Here is a 16,472-nt window from a genome sequence, read left to right as displayed (position 1 = left end):
GTGGACAGGCGGATCGGAACTTTCGAACGCACTACGCTATTCATAACGGAGGTCATATAGGATGAACACACACATTCGTAACGGTAAAACCAAAACAATCGTCGCCTTAATGCTTGCCCTGTTCATTTCAATCGGAGGTTTTGCTGGGTTAGGTATATCTCAAGCGCATGCGGCATCCTCCGGCGGCGTCATTGCCACCGGCGAGCGGTACATGGGCGTTCCTTATAAGTTCGGCGCTCCTTCCGGCAAAACGAATCGTTTCGATTGCTCTTCGTTCACTCAATACGTCTTTGCGCAGAACGGCATCCATCTTCCCCGTTCGGCCAAGCAACAATCCAAGGTCGGTTCGTTCGTGCCGCGCAATCAATTGCAGCCGGGCGATCTTGTGTTTTTCTACTCGCCGATTCATCACGTCGGAATCTATATCGGCAACGGTCAAGTATTGCACACTTACGGCAAACCGGGCGTGACGATTTCCAACATGAATTCCGGTTGGTGGAGCTCCCATTATGCGACGGCGCGCAGAGTGATGTAAATCAAGTTGAATTGATTTTTATAATTGACGTAAAAAGGAACGCATGCCTCAATGGCAAGCGTTCCTTTTTGATTTTAATAGACAAAGTCCCGCATAACTAATTAACATTTACCATTCGTTTGGATCTCTTCCAAACACTCGGACCATGTCAGGCATTTACAGTTCAAACCGTTATCCAGAATCTGAATCATCGAATGAATTTGGTTTTGCCTTTGTATTAGTTCGAATCGTTTCTGCTTAGCCATCTGTTCCCACTGGTCGTTGATCGAGTCGTTGGATTGGAAGCCCTCTAACAAGATCGCGATTTCTTGTATCGTGAACCCGGTCTGCTGGGCGACCTTAATGAAGCTTATTCGATCGACCAAGCCTTCGTCATAACGGCGTTGTCCGTTAGTCCGTTCCGGTACGGGGAGCAAGCCTACGGATTCGTAATAGCGAAGCGTCGAGGCGTTCACGTCTGATCGGCTCGCTAATTGACCGATACTAAGTCGTGCCATTGTCGACACCCCCTTGACTTCAAGTTAACTTTAAGTTTTATGATCAGATTATAGCTCGCCTTCAAGCGCGCGGCAATTGATAACTACTGTTATGGAGGTACTATGCTTGCGATTGGCTCAATTATTTTCATAGTTACGCTTATTTTTGTCATCTGGCAACCCAAAGGGCTTAATATCGGATGGTCCGCGTGCGGCGGAGCGATCGTCGCGCTCGTCTGCGGCGTAGTCGATTTCCATGACGTGTGGGACGTGACGCAGATCGTATGGAACGCCACGCTAGCGTTCGTTGCGATTATTCTAATCAGCCTCATTCTGGACGAAATCGGCCTATTCGAGTGGGCTGCCCTCCATATGGCGCGATTCGCACGAGGGAACGGCCGTTTGATGTTCGTCTATGTCATCTTGCTCGGAGCGGCGGTCGCGGCTCTGTTCGCGAACGACGGGGCCGCGCTGATCTTGACGCCGATCGTGCTTGCGATGGTTCGTGCGCTGAGGCTGGACGAGCGCATGATTATTCCGTTCATCATGGCGAGCGGTTTTATCTCGGACACGGCTTCCTTGCCACTTATCGTAAGCAATCTGGTCAACATCGTATCATCGGACTACTTCGGAATCGGGTTTGTCGAGTATGCGAGCCGCATGATCGTTCCTACCCTATTTTCGATTTTGGCGAGCCTGATCGTGCTCTTCGCGTATTATAGACGCAGCATTCCGAAGCAAGTAAACTTAGATGTGCTTAAGGCGCCGAGAGAAGCGATCAAGGACGTTCGGTTGTTTAAAATCTCCTGGATCATCCTCTCCGTCCTGTTGATCGCATACTTGTTCAGCGAAGTATTCCAAGTGCCGGTTTCTCTGATTGCCGGAATCGCCGCGATCGCGTTCTTAATAATCGCCAGGAAAAGCAAAGAAATTCAAGCTTGGAAGCTCGTCAAAGGGGCGCCATGGGCAGTCGTAACTTTCTCCATCGGGATGTATGTAGTCGTATATGGACTTAGGAACGTCGGACTCACGGATAAACTCGGCACGATCTTCCATTGGCTCGGAGATCAAGGTTTGTTCGCGGCATCAATTGGAGCCGGATTCGTCGCGGCCATCCTCTCCTCCATTATGAACAATATGCCAACCGTGATGATTAACGCGATCGATATCGACGGAACGCATCCTGTTGGCATTATTCGCGAAGCGCTAGTCTATGCGAACGTGATCGGCTCGGACCTCGGTCCGAAAATAACGCCGATCGGATCATTGGCCACGCTGCTCTGGCTGCATGTGCTCTCGACCAAAGGTGTCAAGATTACTTGGGGAGCGTATTTCAGAACGGGTATCCTTCTTACCGTTCCTGTCCTCTTCTTAACGTTAGTAGGATTATTTGTTTGGCTTCAAATCGTCGGATAACGACAATACATCATCATAAGGGGTAAATATTCATGCATAACAAACCGCTAGTCTATTTTCTATGTACAGGGAACTCATGCCGAAGCCAGATGGCGGACGGCTTCTTATCCGCGCTCGGAGGCGATCGTTACGAGGTGAAAAGCGCGGGCTTGGAAGCGCATGGTTTAAATCCGCGCGCAGTCAAAGTCATGCATGAAGCCGGAGTCGACATAAGCAATAACTCCTCGAACGCAATAGATCCGGATATATTAAATCGGGCTACTTACGTCATAACGCTATGCGGTCATGCGGACGAGCATTGCCCGGTCATCTCGAATCCGAACATCGTCAAATGGCATTGGGGCTTCGACGATCCCGCGAAAGCAACCGGGACGGAAGACGAAGTGATGGCGCAATTCCGGCATGTACGAGAGCAGATCAAGTTGCGCATTGAACAATTCCTTCGAGACGGCGAGTAACTATGCCAATACAAAGACAAGGCAGCCCCATGAGGAGCTGCCTTGTTTGTTATGCTTCGATAATTTGATAATAGGATATTTGATATTAGGATTCCAATAAGCTCTGACCCATGTATTGCCCTTCTCGTAATCCGCCCGGACAGGCGAACATACCACTGGCGATGTGGGAAGTGTACTCGTTAAGCTTATCCTGGCTTTGCATAAGCTTGAGCATCGGAATAAGCTGCTCATCGGGATTGCGCGTGTAGCCGATGAATAACAGCCCCGCGTTAACGTTGCCCGTTCTCGGATCGACGGCATCCGTATAGGAGTACCCTCGGCGATGAATAAGCTGCTTCGATTGCTTGGCGAGTCGTACGTGAGCGTCCACGGGCATTTGCGACGGATCGACGGTATCGAATTCGCCCGACTTGCCGAATGCCGCGCCAGATTCCTTATGCCTGCCGAACGTCGCTTCTTGATCGGACAAAGACGAGCGATCCCATACTTCCAAGTGCATCTGGACTTTACGGTAGCCCAAGTAGCTGCCGCCTTTCATCCAAGCCGGTTCATCGGATCCTGCCCAGACGACGTTGTCGTACCCTTCCGGATTGGCGTGAATCTGGTTCGCGGTGCCGTCCTTGAAGCCGAACAGGTTCCGCGGCGTATGCCCCGACTTCCCGCTTATGAAGCCCTCTTGCATCCAGTTTAACGAAGCTAACCCCGTCGACAACCGGATGAAGTTACGGACAGCGTGGAAGGCGACTTGCTGGTCTTCGGCGCATACTTGCACGCACACGTCTCCGCCGGACATCGTCGGATCCAGTTTATCTTTAGGCATTCGAGGAATGTCCTTGAGATATAACGGCTTCTTGCTCGCGATTCCGAATCGGTCCTTCCCGTCTTGGCTGAAAAACGACGGACCGAAGCCGTACGTAATCGTCAGCTTCGATGCGGGCAGGTCGAGCGTCTCTCCCGTATCGGTAGGCGGCAGCAACGGATTGTCTCCCGTTCGCATCGTACCGCCGGAAGTGCTTAGGTCGCTAAACTTCGTCCAATCTTTAAACAATCGGATGACGTCCGCCTTATTGCGTGCCGTAATTCGAAAACTGGCGAAATACATGTAGGTTTGCTGGGGCGTCAGAATGCCTGCTTGATGATCGCCGTACATCGGTATGCGCTCGTCCAACGGATTGCTCTCGGCGGCCGAAGTCGTCGCCGGCGCGATCACTTTCTCGAATGCGGCCATTCCCGTTGCGCCGATCGCCAAGCCGACGCCGACGGACGCCGATATTTTCAGAAACTCGCGCCGGGATAAGCCTTCGTTCTTCGGTTCATTGGGTCTCGAGCTCATGCCTTATTCCTCCTCGTTGTCTACAAAATACCGGCTGTTTGGGACATTAGGTTGGAAAGTTGGCTTAGTTGATCGCTGATTACGCGAATTTCGTCGGTCGTAAGTTTATCGTAAGTGATGTATAGTCCATTGGTTTGGTGCGTGCGCAACGTTTCCTCGAGCTGTTGGAACGCTTGATCCAGCTGGTCGGCCAGCTCCGGCTTTTTCTCGTTGAGTGCAGGGATGATCGAGAGGTAAACCGTCTTGGAGCCGTCCACGTTCGCCGCGAAATCGACTAAATCGAGGTGGGAGTATACTTCTTCTTCACCGGTAATTTTCGAAGTCGCCGCTTCGTTCAGCAACTCCATCGCGCCGGCCACGACCGTCTTCGCATCCAGCTCGTAGGTTTTCGCTTGCGCTTGCAGATCCTCTGTGTCCTTGACCAATTGGTCCGCGATAACATCCATGCCGGCAAGGGAATTATCGACCCACAGCGCCTTCTCGATTCTATGGAAGCCCGACCAAGTTGCCGGATCCTCGATATCGCCGATACGGGCATCGATCTTAGGATCGAGATCTCCAAAGCTTTCGGCGATCGGTTCGATCGCTTCATAGAACACGCGCGCTTTCGCGTATTCGAGCTTCGCTTGTTCGGCGTCGCCCGCTTTCACCGCGTCCGCGAATACTTTCGTCTGGGCCGTCAACTTGTCCGTTTGCTCCTCGACGTAGGATTTATAGTTCGCTACGCCCTTAAGTAGCAGCTCCGAAGTGCTTCCCGTCGTTTCTTTGGCATTCAGCAGCGTCGTCAGTGCATTTTGCAGACCGGCTGCCGTATCCTTCAGAACGGCGAAATCGACTTTATCGTATGCCGATGCCGAGAAGATCGGCATTTCGTATTTTTCGACGTCCGTGTACTCGAGCGGGAACGTCTGGCGCACCGTGCTCTCGTAGGCTAACCAAGCTTCGTTGATCGATTTCGCGATCGTTTTGAATTGTTCGGCGTCTTGCTTGTCGATGGCGTCTTGAAGCTGTTTCGTCAAGTCTTGCAGTTTGACGGTTCCTTCTTTGATGGCGCTATTACCAACGTCGGCGGCCGGAGATGCGCTTTGTTGCGCCGTGTTTGCGGCGGCCGGTTCGTTATTGTTGTTGCCGCATGCGGTGAAGACGAGAGCGGAAGCTAGGAAGAGTCCTGCTACTTTGATCGGTTTGTTCACTTTGATTTCCCCCACTGTTAGACCGTTGATTTACTTGGTCGACGTTAAAATGTTTAATCTCTTCCCGGCTCGGTAGCCGGATAGTTTTTGGAACGAGACGACGGCGACAGCGATGACGACAAACGTTAATTGCGGTAAAGTGCTGTACCATGATGGATATATACTGAACGTCATGCGCTCGGGCAAGTAATCTTCGACCGTGGAAGGAATGACTCCCGCCATTTGCAAGCTGTGAATGCCAGAACCCATGAACTTGAAGCACAAGTAAAATACGATGACGCTAGACACGAGGAACACCGGCTTAACGGGTAGTCGCGTTCCCATTTTTATCAAAACGACCGCGCATACGGCAAGAATGCCGAAGCCCGCCGCTATTCCGGCAGCCAGCTCCGTTCCCGGCATTTTACCGCCCATTCCGACGAGGAAAATGACCGTCTCCAGCCCTTCCCGCACGATCGCGAAAAACGCGAGCAACGCAAGGGAAATCATTCGGCCGCTTGTAATCGCCTCGCTGCTTTTCATCTGCAGCAACTTGTTCCAACGCTTCACGTCGGAATTGCGATGTAGCCAGTAGCTGACGTACAGAAGCAATACGCTGGCGCATACGCCGGTCCAGCCGTTGATCAGCGAATTGTTATGACCGAACGCGCTTGACGATAACAAAACGGCGACTATGAATCCGACGACTAGGCATACTAACACGGCGATCGACGAGCCGCCGATTACCCAGCGCTTCGCTGCCGCGGAGCCCGATTTTTTCGCGTACATGAGCAAGGTGCCGACGACTAGCAAGCCTTCGAGCCCTTCGCGAAGCGGAATTAACGCCGCATCCCACCAGGAGTATTGCGCGCCGATCAGCGTCGTCAGCGATTCATTCAGTCTGATTGCAACCGGAAGAGCTTGCGCTTGCTTATCCGAGCTGGACAAGTAAGCATCCATGAGCACCAAATCGCGCTCCGCGTTATTGTATTTGGTCTGCGACTGGCTAACGACGTCCCCTTCTATGGAAAGCCATTGCCTTTGCAGCAGTTTCACTTCGTCCAGCGCATCCGCCCAAGCTTGTTTCCTCATCAGGTCGGCGGCATGCTGAAGCTTCATGACGTAAGTGTCCAGCGTCATCTCGCTCTTGCCCGAATTGTCAGTAAACGCGCCGTCCGAATAGTTGCGCAGCGAGAAGCGCAGCGTTCCGGCTAGATCCGATGCTTTCGCAGCGTCCTTGTTGAGGAAAGCCAAGGAAAGTCCGGCGATTTGGTTATCGATTTCGAGCGACATGGTCAGCGATTGTTGCTTAACCCCGGCTTTGTTCGTCTTCCACCATTGCTTCACGAGAGCAAAACTGTCGGAAGCCGTATCGAGGTTTCCCGCGTCGAGCTGGGCAACCATCCGTTCGGCATTCGCGATTACCGTGCCGATCGTATCGTTACTGGTAGTTGCGGTTGCCGCCGCGGCAATCGTTCCGCCGCTCCAAATAAAAAGAGCGCCGATCAGTAAAATAACGCGGATCGCAGCGAATGGTAACATGACCTTCCACCGGTATGCGTTATTCATCACGACAGCCCCTTTACACGTACGTATTTAACTCAGTGATAATGATAATAGTTCTCAACCCAAGCACTTATTATAGTTTCAATGAGAATGATTGTCAATGATTTTGGGATACATTCCGCTTGATCTCTTCATAAAAAAGTTCTCTCACGAATCGCCCGCGCGAAAGCTTCGCAGGCGGATTCCGAGAGAACTTTTTCTAGCTTACGGGATTATCCCAAAATATCGCGTCTCTTGAATATCGTGTGTCCGGCGCCGTACATGACGACCGTCCAAACGAGCAAAATAACGATGCTGCTTGTCAGCGTGACGGGGAAACCGAATTGTTGCGACAAGTCCCCCGTCCACGAAGAAGGCAGTCCGAAGTTGGCGGTTATGAAATACTGCATCCACTTGGCGCCGGATATAATATGAACGACGATCGTTCCGATAATAATCGTCGCGATGGCTACGCCCGTGCTAACCGCGGCGGAACGCACGAGAATGGAACAGAAAAATCCGAGCGTGCACATGGCTACGGTTGCGACCAATGTCAGTAGGATCGCATTAAGGCTGAAATGAGACGCCGTAACGATCGAGAGCGTCGACGGATCGGCTGCCACCGTGTGCGTCATCGAGCCGTGAATCATCTCCGTTACGGAATGGTACTTCACGTCGACTGCGATCGGCGCATGAGCTCCGCCGGGACCGAAGACTAGCAGCAATAAACCCGTTAATACCGCTAAAATGATGGCGATAACGGAGACCGAAGCGGTTACCGTCGTAATATATTTGGCGAACAATATTTTGCCCCGCGAGGCCGGTCTCGTTAACAACAGCTTGATGGTGCCGCCGGATTGCTCCCCGGACACCATGTCCGCGGCAAGGAGCACGCACAGCAGCGGGATAAACAGTTGGCTGCCGATATCGAGCAGATCGCGAATGGCGCTCCATGCCGTGATCGGAGGATCGTGATTGACGACCATTGGAATGTGATGGTCGAGCGTATACTGCTGTAATTGAACTTCCAATTGCAGCTCGCCAATCTCGACTTCCTTATCCGGAGACATCGCTTGGATTTGCTTATTCAGATCATCGATCGTTTTTTGCGTCGTTGCCGCGTCGAACACGGTTAGATCCGGCTGCGGTTGATTGAGCTGATCGACGCTTTGGTTCAACGACTTGATTCGGTCCGCGATATTGGCTTTATCCGCCGCCGTCAGTCCCGCGTCCGTGTTCAATCGGGATTCCAGCCGTTCGATCCGATCTGTTATCTCTTGCTTTTGAACGGCCGGATCCGCATCGTGCTTAATATGGTTGGCTTGCAAATGCTGGGCGTAAGCATATATCGAGACTAGCACGATACCTAGAAGCAACACGACCAAAAATCTTCTGCGGCGTATGAGCTTGATCCATTCGTTTTTGACGATATTACCGAATTCCATCATGCCGGGGTCCCTCCCGTCATTTGCAAGAAGACGTCCTCGAGCGTCTGTTGTTTGCGTTCTAGGTTAAATACTTGAATATGATTCCTTAGTAACGTATCCAATACAGGATTCAGTTGTCCTTCATGCCCGCTAATCTCGATTACGTTGCCTTCGCCAAGCTGAACCTGCAACGTCATGTGCTCGAACGTCAAACAATCGAGCGCGGCTTGCGGGTCATTCACTTCGAGCGCCAATCGGTTATTCGTAGACATCGTCCGAAGCTCCTCGAGCGATGCCGTCGTGATCCATTTGCCGTGATCGATTACCCCTACCCTATCGCAAATCATCTCTAGTTCGGCTAGCATATGGCTCGAGATCAGAATGCTTGTCCCTTGCCCCGCCAACTGAAGCAGCAGCTCTCGGAACTCCCGGATACCGCTCGGATCGAGTCCGTTCGTCGGTTCGTCGAGAATGAGCAACGACGGACTGTGCAGCAACGCTTGAGCTAGTCCAAGCCGCTGTCTCATTCCAAGCGAATAACGACGTACTTTGTCGTGTATCCGATCTTCCAGTCCGACAAGACGGATCGTCGCTTGGAGCTTGTCCGCGCTAACGTTTCCCGAAAGCCTCGCGAACTGAAGCAAGTTCTCGTATCCCGATAAATAGGGATATAACTCGGGATTTTCGACGATCGTTCCGATATGCCGCATTGCTTCGCGGCGTTCGCCGTGAATATCGTATCCGCACAACTGAACCGTACCTTCAGTCGGTCTGGCCAATCCGACCAGCATGCGAATCGTCGTTGTTTTCCCTGCTCCGTTCGGTCCGAGCAGACCGAAAATTTCACCTTGTTTTACGGTGAAAGAAATTCCGTCCACGATCGTTCGACCGTCGATCTTTTTAGTCAAATGGCTAACCGTCAATACATCGGACATTGTCCATGCCTCCCTATCCAAATCTCGTAAATCCGTTTAGCTTACGCTCGGCTTTTTGCTCTTTTTCCGTAATAACCAGTACACAAGCAACACGCAAGCAAGGCCGGCGATTGCGTAACTGACGGGACGAACGTATTGCTCCACGGCTTTCGCGTCCGATCCTAATTTGTAGCCCGCGTAAGTCAGCGCGATCGTCCATGGAATGCAGCCTAAAGCGGTGAATAGGACGAATTTGCGGAAGTTCATTCCCGCGATGCCGGCCGGCAGCGAAATAAACGTACGAATGAACGGTAAATTTCTCGTGAAAAATACGGTGCCTTCGCCGTATCGATCGAACCAACGCTGAGATTGCTTTAGATGGGAAGGTCTGAAAAGAACGTATTTGCCGTACCGTTCAAGCAGCGACCTGCCTCCTAGCAGCCCGACGAAGTACGCGATAACGGAACCGATTAAGTTGCCGACTACGCCCGCTATGACTACCTCCGCGAACGACATCGTTTCGTTCGCCACGGCCGCTCCCCCGCATAACAGGATGACTTCGCTAGGAATCGGAATGCACGCGCTCTCCAAAATCATGCCGACCAATATTCCGAACACGCCAAACGTTTCAATGAGTTGAACCGCCATATTTGAGATCCAATCGATTAATTGATGCAACGGTCGTCCACTGCCTCCTATGCCGAGAAATTATGCTTCCTACTCAACATAAGCAATGGATCTAAACACGCGATAAACCTATTATTAAATAATTCTTAACTTTAGCCGGTTGCGCGAGCCCGAAGCTTGCGCGACCTCCACCGCCGTTCAAGGAATCGCTCGTACAATCCGATGCTGATCGATAACCAAGCACCGCTGATCAAATACCCACCGATCACGTCGCTAGGATAATGAACGCCCAGATAAATGCGGCTCGCCCCGATCATGAGGATGAGGAAGCTCCCAAGTATAATTACCGTTAACCTAAGCCAAGCATACCGCAGATGCTTCCATACGAAGTAAATCGTGATCCCGTATAAAGTAAAGGCGGACATCGAATGTCCGCTTGGAAAGCTGAAGCCGGACGCCTCGATGATCCGGCTGATATCCGGTCTTGCACGATGGAAGATCTGCTTCAATAATACGTTCAGTAAACCTGATAAGCCGATTATGCCCAAATAGAACAACAGCTCTCTCCGATAGCCGATAACGGCAAGCCCCGCCGCGAATAACGCGATGATGATGATTACGGGCGTACCCGCGCCAATCGCCGTAAAACGCTTCATCCATGCCGTCAACGTATCCGAGCGCAAGCCTTGGATCGCGTCCGTAATTCGGTTATCGAACGCCTCTATCCGATGTTGGCCGATTAAGAGCGCGACCCAAGTAAACAAACCTACGACAATCAGGGTAATGACGAATGAGCGCAGCAAAACTTTATTTTGTCCGGAGATAGCCTTCAATCGAATGTCCCCCGTTTATTTTCTTTTATTTCGGCAATAAGCCTAGTGGCAGTTTAACGAAGACCTCGGTTCCAACATCCTCTTTACTCTCGAGATGAATGCTGCCGCGGTGTTCGTTGACGATCGAACGAGCGATCGGCAGGCCGAGGCCGCTCCCTCCGGTTTTGCGATTTCTCGAACTATCAACGCGGTAAAAACGTTCGAATACTTGTTCGATCTGATCTGGCGCGATGCCGACTCCGTAATCCTTGACCCGTAATAACGCATGCGTGCTATCCGAGGATAAATGGACTTCAATGGCACGGTCGCTGTATTTCAACGCGTTATCTATAAGGATCAGCATGAGCTGCTTAATCTTCGTAATGTCGGCGACCAATTTGATTTCGTTAGGATTAGCGTGTATATCTATGCGCTGCGCGTGCAACTGTTTGGCGAGCGAACACGTTTGTCTGCAAATCGCCACAAGATCGAACGGCTCCAGCAACAGACTTCCGTGTTTTTGCGACGACGCCAAGTCAAGCAGCTGACGCGTCATTTTCCGCATATGCTTGGATTCTTCGTAGATCGCTTCAATCGATTCCTTCTGTATGCTTTGATCGGTTGTTCCCCATCGACGAAGCATATTGGCATACCCTTCAACGATCGTAAGAGTCGTGTTCAACTCGTGCGAGGCATCAGAGACGAATTGTTGCTGCAGCAGGAAGTTTTCCTCCAATCGAACCATCATCCGATTAAAGGTTTCGGTCATCTGATAAAGCTCGTCGTTCGATCGGCCGCTCGAAGGGATTTTTTTGAACGCGAGGCTGCTCTCGATTTCGCGCATCGTCGCTATGCTGTCCGAGATCGGTTTCAATAATGTTTTGGACAAGAATGACGCGCCGATAAGAATAAGAAGCACGGCTCCCGCCGTCGAGAAAAGCAAGATCATGACGAGCAAGTTCATGTTCGCTTCCAAAGATTCCATTGATTCGGCGATTTCGAATAGGCCGATCACTTCGTTATCCGCTTGGATAGGTACCCGAACGACTAATATTTTCTGATCGTCGATATGAAGCAATTGGGAATCGCGCCCGGCCGAAAGTCGAATTCGGGTAACGTCGAAATCTTGCTCTTCCTGGAAAGTTTGGACGGGCTTGAAATCCGGAGTCAAAATTCGAATGGTCGAATCCTCCGGAAGATAGCTGATGACCTGGTTGCTATGACTGGAGTCCATAAGTGCTCGAGGACCGATCTTTTCGATGATTTGCTCGGACTTGTTGCGGAGCTGATCGATTTCGTTGCGGGTTGCCAGCTGGATGAACAATAAATAGACGACAAGATCTACGCACAGCAGGATGAGGATAACGAGCGCCGAATTGAGCAACGTGAATTTCGCTCTTAGCTTCAACTTTCCTCCTCCCTTATGCAGTAGCCGACGCCGCGTATCGTATGGATGAGCGTAACCTCGTGATCATAGTCGATTTTTTTGCGTAGGTACCGAATATAGACGTCGACGACGTTCGTGTCCCCGAGGAAATCGTATCCCCAGACATGGTTAAGGATCTGCTCCCTATTCATGACAAGGTTTTTGTTTTCCAGCAGAAACAGCAACAGATCGTACTCCTTAGGCGTGAGTTCGATCCTCTTGCCGCCGCGGACGATTTCCCTTGAACCTTTATTCACGGAGAGATCGGCGACTTGCAGCAATCCCGATTGCTCTTTAGGTGCCGCCTCCAGCGTTCGCGAGCGCTGCGCGACTCTCATCCTGGCCAACAGCTCTTCGATTTCAAAAGGTTTGGTTATGTAGTCGTTCGCGCCTTGATCGAGTCCGGATATAATATCCGGCGTCGTGTTGCGCGCGGTCAACACGATAATCGGCGTAAAGGGATCGACTTTCCTGATCCTTCGCAACACTTCGATTCCGTTTAATTCGGGAAGCATGATGTCCAAGATAATAAGTCCCCAAGGTTCCGAAAGCGCTTGATCCAGCCCGTCCTTGCCGTTATCGGCTACCGAAACCGTATAGCCCTCGTGAGTCAGTTCCAATTGGAGCAGACGGGCGATTCTGTCTTCGTCCTCTACGATCAATACTTTGTTAGTCAGCGGGAGCCCTCCTTGTCCATTTTGTATTATTCGTAAAATAGGCGCCGGGTAGACGGTATTCGGCCGTTATGCGGCAAAAAGGTCTAAGCAGGAGCTTAGACCCTCAATGCAGTATAACTTAATCGTTTTCCGGTATGATTTTACCGGAATTCGCATCCACGGTAACTTCTTGTTGTTGCCCCTTCTTGTCTTTGATCGTTACCGTATAAGCGGCAACGCCGTTTTCTGTCTCGAGTTCGACGCTCAATACTTCTCCCGGCGTTTCCTTCAAGGCAACCGCGGTGCTTTGTTCTTTCGTGATGATAGCCGATGGCTGACCATCGTCGTTCACTTCTTGGTCGTTGTCGCCGTCGTCGTTCGTTTCTTGGTCGTTATCGTCGTTTACTTCTTTGTCGCCGTCATCGTTCACTTCTTGGTCGTTATCTACAGCCGGTTGGTCTTGTTGGATTGTCGCAGGCGTATTCGCGTCCGTCGTGTCGCTAGCCGCGTTAGTAGAAGGCAACAGAGCCGCTCCCGTAATTCCTCCGCCGATTAGAGCGACCGCCAGCGCGCCTACCATTAATTTTTTGTTCAACGTAATTCCTCCTCTTGTTTTGAGTACAGAAGTTATTGTAGTCCAAGTTCCTGAGAATATTGGGTGAACAAGATTAGAAAACGATGAGAAAACAATAGACTCCTGAAGCAGGGGTCTGGATGACAATCGATTATTTGCTTCGGTGGGCTCTCGCATACCGCATAATCTTGCGAAATACCGATTTATCGGGAAGTCTGCGGAAAATATAAGGGTCCGGGCTCGTATTCACTTCGAGAATCCACGGCGTCAGCGAATGGTCTAAGCCGACGTCTAGACCTATCACGCGAAGGCCAGGGAATTTGCTGCGCAACGTTATTCCCGTTCTAACGCCAAGCTTTTCAAGCGCTTTGACTTTACGGGCTGCTTTACTTTTGCTCAAATGGACGCTTAATAACCGCGATACCGGCATCGGCGTTCCGCCGTTATGAAAGTTGGTGACGATTTTCCGGCGCGCCGCCACTCTTCCGATCATGCCGGTCGTTTCCCAAGCTTTGTTCGGATTCAGTTGCACCATGACCCGCAGGTCGAATCGACTGCCTTTGTATTTCAAGAGATGGATGCCTTTTTGAATAAGGTAACTTCTATGTTTTGTTTCTTGTCGCAGGGCTTCGTATAGGGCATCTAGACTAGCGAACGACTTCATGCGTTCTCCGTGTTGGTAACCGAACCGTCCGTTTTTTTGATGGATGCGCATGACGCCGTTCCCATAGGAGCCGGTATCCGGTTTCGCGTATACCATGCGATAGTTGTCCAACATCTTCTTTAATTGCGCTTTATTGAAACGGACGGTTTTGGGGATAAGGTTTCGGATAGATGGATTTCGTAATAGAGCCTCTGTTTTTTTCCATTTGCTGCTCACGGTCCGAGGCAATTCAGTCCCTCCCTAAATTTAACTATCTGCGAATAGATTATGTGCATAGTCGTCTATGAGAGACAAATTCAGGAGTAATTAGCATAAGAAAATTGCCCTATCAGCTGCCGGATGGGCAGCTAGTAGGGCAATCGTCGGTCATGCGGAAGCTATGGAATTACTTGTTGAGTTCGTCAAGCACTTGATTCAATTCGGTAACGGACTTCGTAAGCACTTCCTTGTCCAATGGATCTACGCCGGCACCTGCTTCGATGGCGTGCAGCGGAGTTTCCACTTTCTCATATAGATCCTTGGACTTGTCTTTGACGTCGTCCTCGAACTTCGCCCAAGCGTCCTCCAGGTTGGCAGCTTCAGTCTTCGCTTTAGCTGCGTCGCCCTCGTCAACGGCCTTTTGAACTTCTGTCAGCACCGCCTTCATGCTGGTTACGCCGTCGGCTATGGTGTTGCCGTTATTTTTACCGCAAGCCGATAATACGAGTACTGCGATAAGCATCATTGCGATTCCAAGCTTCATTTTTAAATTCGACATGATAAATCCCCTTTTTTATTTTATACGTTATCTATCTTTAATTTCTGTTGCAATCTGAGATCCTTAATACGATTCCAGATGACGATGCCGACGGCCGCGACCAGAAGGAACAACTGCGGCGCTAGTCCTTCCCAAGTCGGATATACCGCTAGAAAGTCGATCGACTGTATGCCTTCCGCTTGCGTGGCCGGAAGCAAGCCGGCAAGCTGCAGGCCGTGCACGCCCATGCCCGCGAACTTGAAGCATAGGTAGAACACGAGTACGCTCGACACGAGGAAGAACGGTCGAATAGGAATTTTAACGCCGTACTTTAACATGACGTAAGCGACTGCAACCAGGATGAGTACCGCGATGCCGATGCCGGCCAGCAAGTCGAACAACGAGATCGACGAGGCCATCCCGATCAGGAACAACACCGTTTCGGTGCCTTCGCGGAACACAGCCAAGAACGCCAGAATCGCAAGCGACCACAAGCTTCCGGTCGCTAAGGCGCTTGAGCTCTTGGACTTGATGTAATGATTCCAATGCGAAATATTGGCGTTGCTATGGAGCCAATACGTCATATAGAGCAGCATGACCGCTGCGAAAACCCCGGTGAAGCCCGCAATCATGAAGTTGTTCGATCCGAACGCGCCGGAGGAGAATAACACTTGGACGATGACTCCGAGAATGAGGCTGATGCCGATTCCGGTACCGACGCCCGACCATATCCATTTGCGTTTATCCTCGTGTCCCGATTTCTTCAAGTACGCTAGCAGCGCCACGACGACGAGAAGCGCTTCAAGGCCTTCGCGGAGCAGAATCGTAACCGCATCGAGCATGTTGTAGCCGGTTTTGGCGGCGAGAGGCTCCAAGTAGCCGATCATCGTATCGATCGTCTGCTTGGCTTTCTCCGTCTTCGGCGGATCGTTCGTTACGTAAGCATACGTTAGAACCATATCCCTCTCGGCATCTCCATAAGCGGACGCGGATTGGGACAAGACGATGCCTTCGATATCGAGCCAAGAATCGCGGAATTGCTCGACCTTGTCTTTGGCTTTGACGTTATCCTCCGCGTTCAGCGCTTGCATTGCTTCTTGGAGCAGTACGATCAAGGAGGCGACGCTAGCTTTCGTGTTCTTCGTTGCCGGTTCGTCTAAGGCGTAGTCGCCTGCGATAAACCGAGCATTGACTTCGGACAGCTGTTTCAGTGCGTTGACGGCATTAGCCGTCTGGACGGGATCTTGCAAGAAAGCGAATTCGATTTGACCCATGGTGGTTTCGATATCCTTGTACGTCGAACGGGACTTGTCTTTGACTCCTTCTTCGATATCAAACCATAGGGTTTTGAATTCATCGTATTTGCCCTTCGCCCCGGCGACATCCTGTCCGTCTAGGCGCGAGACAGCTTGCTCCACCAGTGCGTTCGCCTGGGTCACATTCTCTTCGGCGGTTTGCCCTGCTGCAAAGGCGGCAGACACGCTAATGACTAGAAACAAGGCGAGCGTGAGCGCTATACTTTTTTTTATCATGATCAAGGAGACACCTCTAGATTGGAATCATTCTAATGATTTGAGAATGATTATCATGTTCAGTTCAAATGAATTATAGGGGGTACGGTTATTCTTGTCAATAATAAAAAACGGCTTCGTCTCCGAAGCCGTCAGGGTCTAGTTATTAGCTATCGTTGAGACCATTTTG

Annotated in this window: 17 protein-coding genes; 3 read left to right on the top strand and 14 right to left on the bottom strand. The window is 51.0% G+C overall.

Going from position 1 to position 16,472, the window contains the following annotated elements:
* The first annotated feature begins 61 nt into the window (after positions 1 to 61).
* Entirely contained in the window at positions 62 to 535 is a 474-nt protein-coding gene (locus tag ACFPQ4_RS12610) for a C40 family peptidase (protein WP_378112210.1), read from the top strand.
* 101 nt (positions 536 to 636) lie between these two features.
* Here ACFPQ4_RS12610 and ACFPQ4_RS12605 read toward each other — a convergent pair whose 3' ends face one another.
* Positions 637 to 1,032 carry a MerR family transcriptional regulator gene (locus ACFPQ4_RS12605; RefSeq protein WP_378112209.1) on the bottom strand — a complete coding sequence of 132 codons (396 nt, stop codon included), beginning with the start codon at positions 1,030 to 1,032 and terminating at the stop codon, positions 637 to 639.
* A 102-nt stretch (positions 1,033 to 1,134) separates the two neighbouring features.
* Here ACFPQ4_RS12605 and ACFPQ4_RS12600 point away from each other — a divergent pair, with 102 nt between their 5' ends.
* Complete coding sequence (locus ACFPQ4_RS12600) at positions 1,135 to 2,427, top strand: arsenic transporter (protein WP_378112208.1); 1,293 nt, start codon at positions 1,135 to 1,137, stop codon at positions 2,425 to 2,427.
* 32 nt (positions 2,428 to 2,459) lie between these two features.
* Entirely contained in the window at positions 2,460 to 2,885 is a 426-nt protein-coding gene (gene arsC / locus ACFPQ4_RS12595; protein ID WP_378112207.1) for an arsenate reductase (thioredoxin), read from the top strand.
* Positions 2,886 to 2,970: 85 nt separating this feature from the next.
* Here arsC and efeB read toward each other — a convergent pair whose 3' ends face one another.
* From efeB to ACFPQ4_RS12530, 13 genes are all read right to left on the bottom strand, one after another.
* Complete coding sequence (gene efeB, locus ACFPQ4_RS12590) at positions 2,971 to 4,218, bottom strand: iron uptake transporter deferrochelatase/peroxidase subunit (RefSeq protein WP_378112206.1); 1,248 nt, start codon at positions 4,216 to 4,218, stop codon at positions 2,971 to 2,973.
* Positions 4,219 to 4,238: 20 nt separating this feature from the next.
* Positions 4,239 to 5,411 (bottom strand): iron uptake system protein EfeO, encoded by a 1,173-nt coding sequence (gene efeO, locus ACFPQ4_RS12585; RefSeq protein ID WP_378112205.1) that lies wholly within the window; start codon positions 5,409 to 5,411, stop codon positions 4,239 to 4,241.
* 30 nt (positions 5,412 to 5,441) lie between these two features.
* Positions 5,442 to 6,932: an FTR1 family iron permease gene (locus ACFPQ4_RS12580; RefSeq protein ID WP_378112203.1), complete on the bottom strand. Its 1,491-nt coding sequence runs from the start codon at positions 6,930 to 6,932 to the stop codon at positions 5,442 to 5,444.
* Positions 6,933 to 7,168: 236 nt separating this feature from the next.
* The gene (locus ACFPQ4_RS12575; protein WP_378112202.1) at positions 7,169 to 8,383 is read right to left on the bottom strand and encodes an ABC transporter permease subunit; all 1,215 of its coding nucleotides are present in this window, start codon (positions 8,381 to 8,383) and stop codon (positions 7,169 to 7,171) included.
* Positions 8,380 to 9,297: an ABC transporter ATP-binding protein gene (locus tag ACFPQ4_RS12570; RefSeq protein WP_378112201.1), complete on the bottom strand. Its 918-nt coding sequence runs from the start codon at positions 9,295 to 9,297 to the stop codon at positions 8,380 to 8,382. Before ACFPQ4_RS12570 ends, ACFPQ4_RS12575 begins: the two co-directional genes overlap by 4 nt.
* A gap of 36 nt (positions 9,298 to 9,333) precedes the next feature.
* On the bottom strand, positions 9,334 to 9,954 hold the full coding sequence (locus ACFPQ4_RS12565; RefSeq protein WP_378112200.1) for a DedA family protein: 621 nt from the start codon (positions 9,952 to 9,954) through the stop codon (positions 9,334 to 9,336).
* 101 nt (positions 9,955 to 10,055) lie between these two features.
* Positions 10,056 to 10,736 (bottom strand): phosphatase PAP2 family protein, encoded by a 681-nt coding sequence (locus ACFPQ4_RS12560; protein ID WP_378112199.1) that lies wholly within the window; start codon positions 10,734 to 10,736, stop codon positions 10,056 to 10,058.
* Between the two features lie 25 nt (positions 10,737 to 10,761).
* Positions 10,762 to 12,123 (bottom strand): HAMP domain-containing sensor histidine kinase, encoded by a 1,362-nt coding sequence (locus tag ACFPQ4_RS12555; protein ID WP_378112198.1) that lies wholly within the window; start codon positions 12,121 to 12,123, stop codon positions 10,762 to 10,764.
* The gene (locus ACFPQ4_RS12550; RefSeq protein ID WP_378112249.1) at positions 12,120 to 12,818 is read right to left on the bottom strand and encodes a response regulator transcription factor; all 699 of its coding nucleotides are present in this window, start codon (positions 12,816 to 12,818) and stop codon (positions 12,120 to 12,122) included. Before ACFPQ4_RS12550 ends, ACFPQ4_RS12555 begins: the two co-directional genes overlap by 4 nt.
* 118 nt (positions 12,819 to 12,936) lie before the next feature.
* A complete protein-coding gene (locus ACFPQ4_RS12545) occupies positions 12,937 to 13,392 on the bottom strand; it encodes a PepSY domain-containing protein (protein ID WP_378112197.1) in 456 nt (151 codons plus the stop codon).
* 130 nt (positions 13,393 to 13,522) lie between these two features.
* The gene (locus ACFPQ4_RS12540) at positions 13,523 to 14,251 is read right to left on the bottom strand and encodes a YheC/YheD family protein (RefSeq protein ID WP_378112248.1); all 729 of its coding nucleotides are present in this window, start codon (positions 14,249 to 14,251) and stop codon (positions 13,523 to 13,525) included.
* Positions 14,252 to 14,420: 169 nt separating this feature from the next.
* Positions 14,421 to 14,792 (bottom strand): hypothetical protein, encoded by a 372-nt coding sequence (locus ACFPQ4_RS12535; RefSeq protein WP_378112196.1) that lies wholly within the window; start codon positions 14,790 to 14,792, stop codon positions 14,421 to 14,423.
* 20 nt (positions 14,793 to 14,812) lie between these two features.
* Positions 14,813 to 16,303, bottom strand: a complete 1,491-nt coding sequence (locus ACFPQ4_RS12530; RefSeq protein ID WP_378112195.1) for an FTR1 family iron permease — start codon at positions 16,301 to 16,303, stop codon at positions 14,813 to 14,815.
* Positions 16,304 to 16,472 lie beyond the last annotated feature (169 nt).

It is taken from the genome of Cohnella yongneupensis, from assembly GCF_042655785.1.
GTDB lineage: Bacteria > Bacillota > Bacilli > Paenibacillales > Paenibacillaceae > Cohnella > Cohnella yongneupensis.
This window is presented reverse-complemented; position numbering and strand designations above follow the sequence as displayed.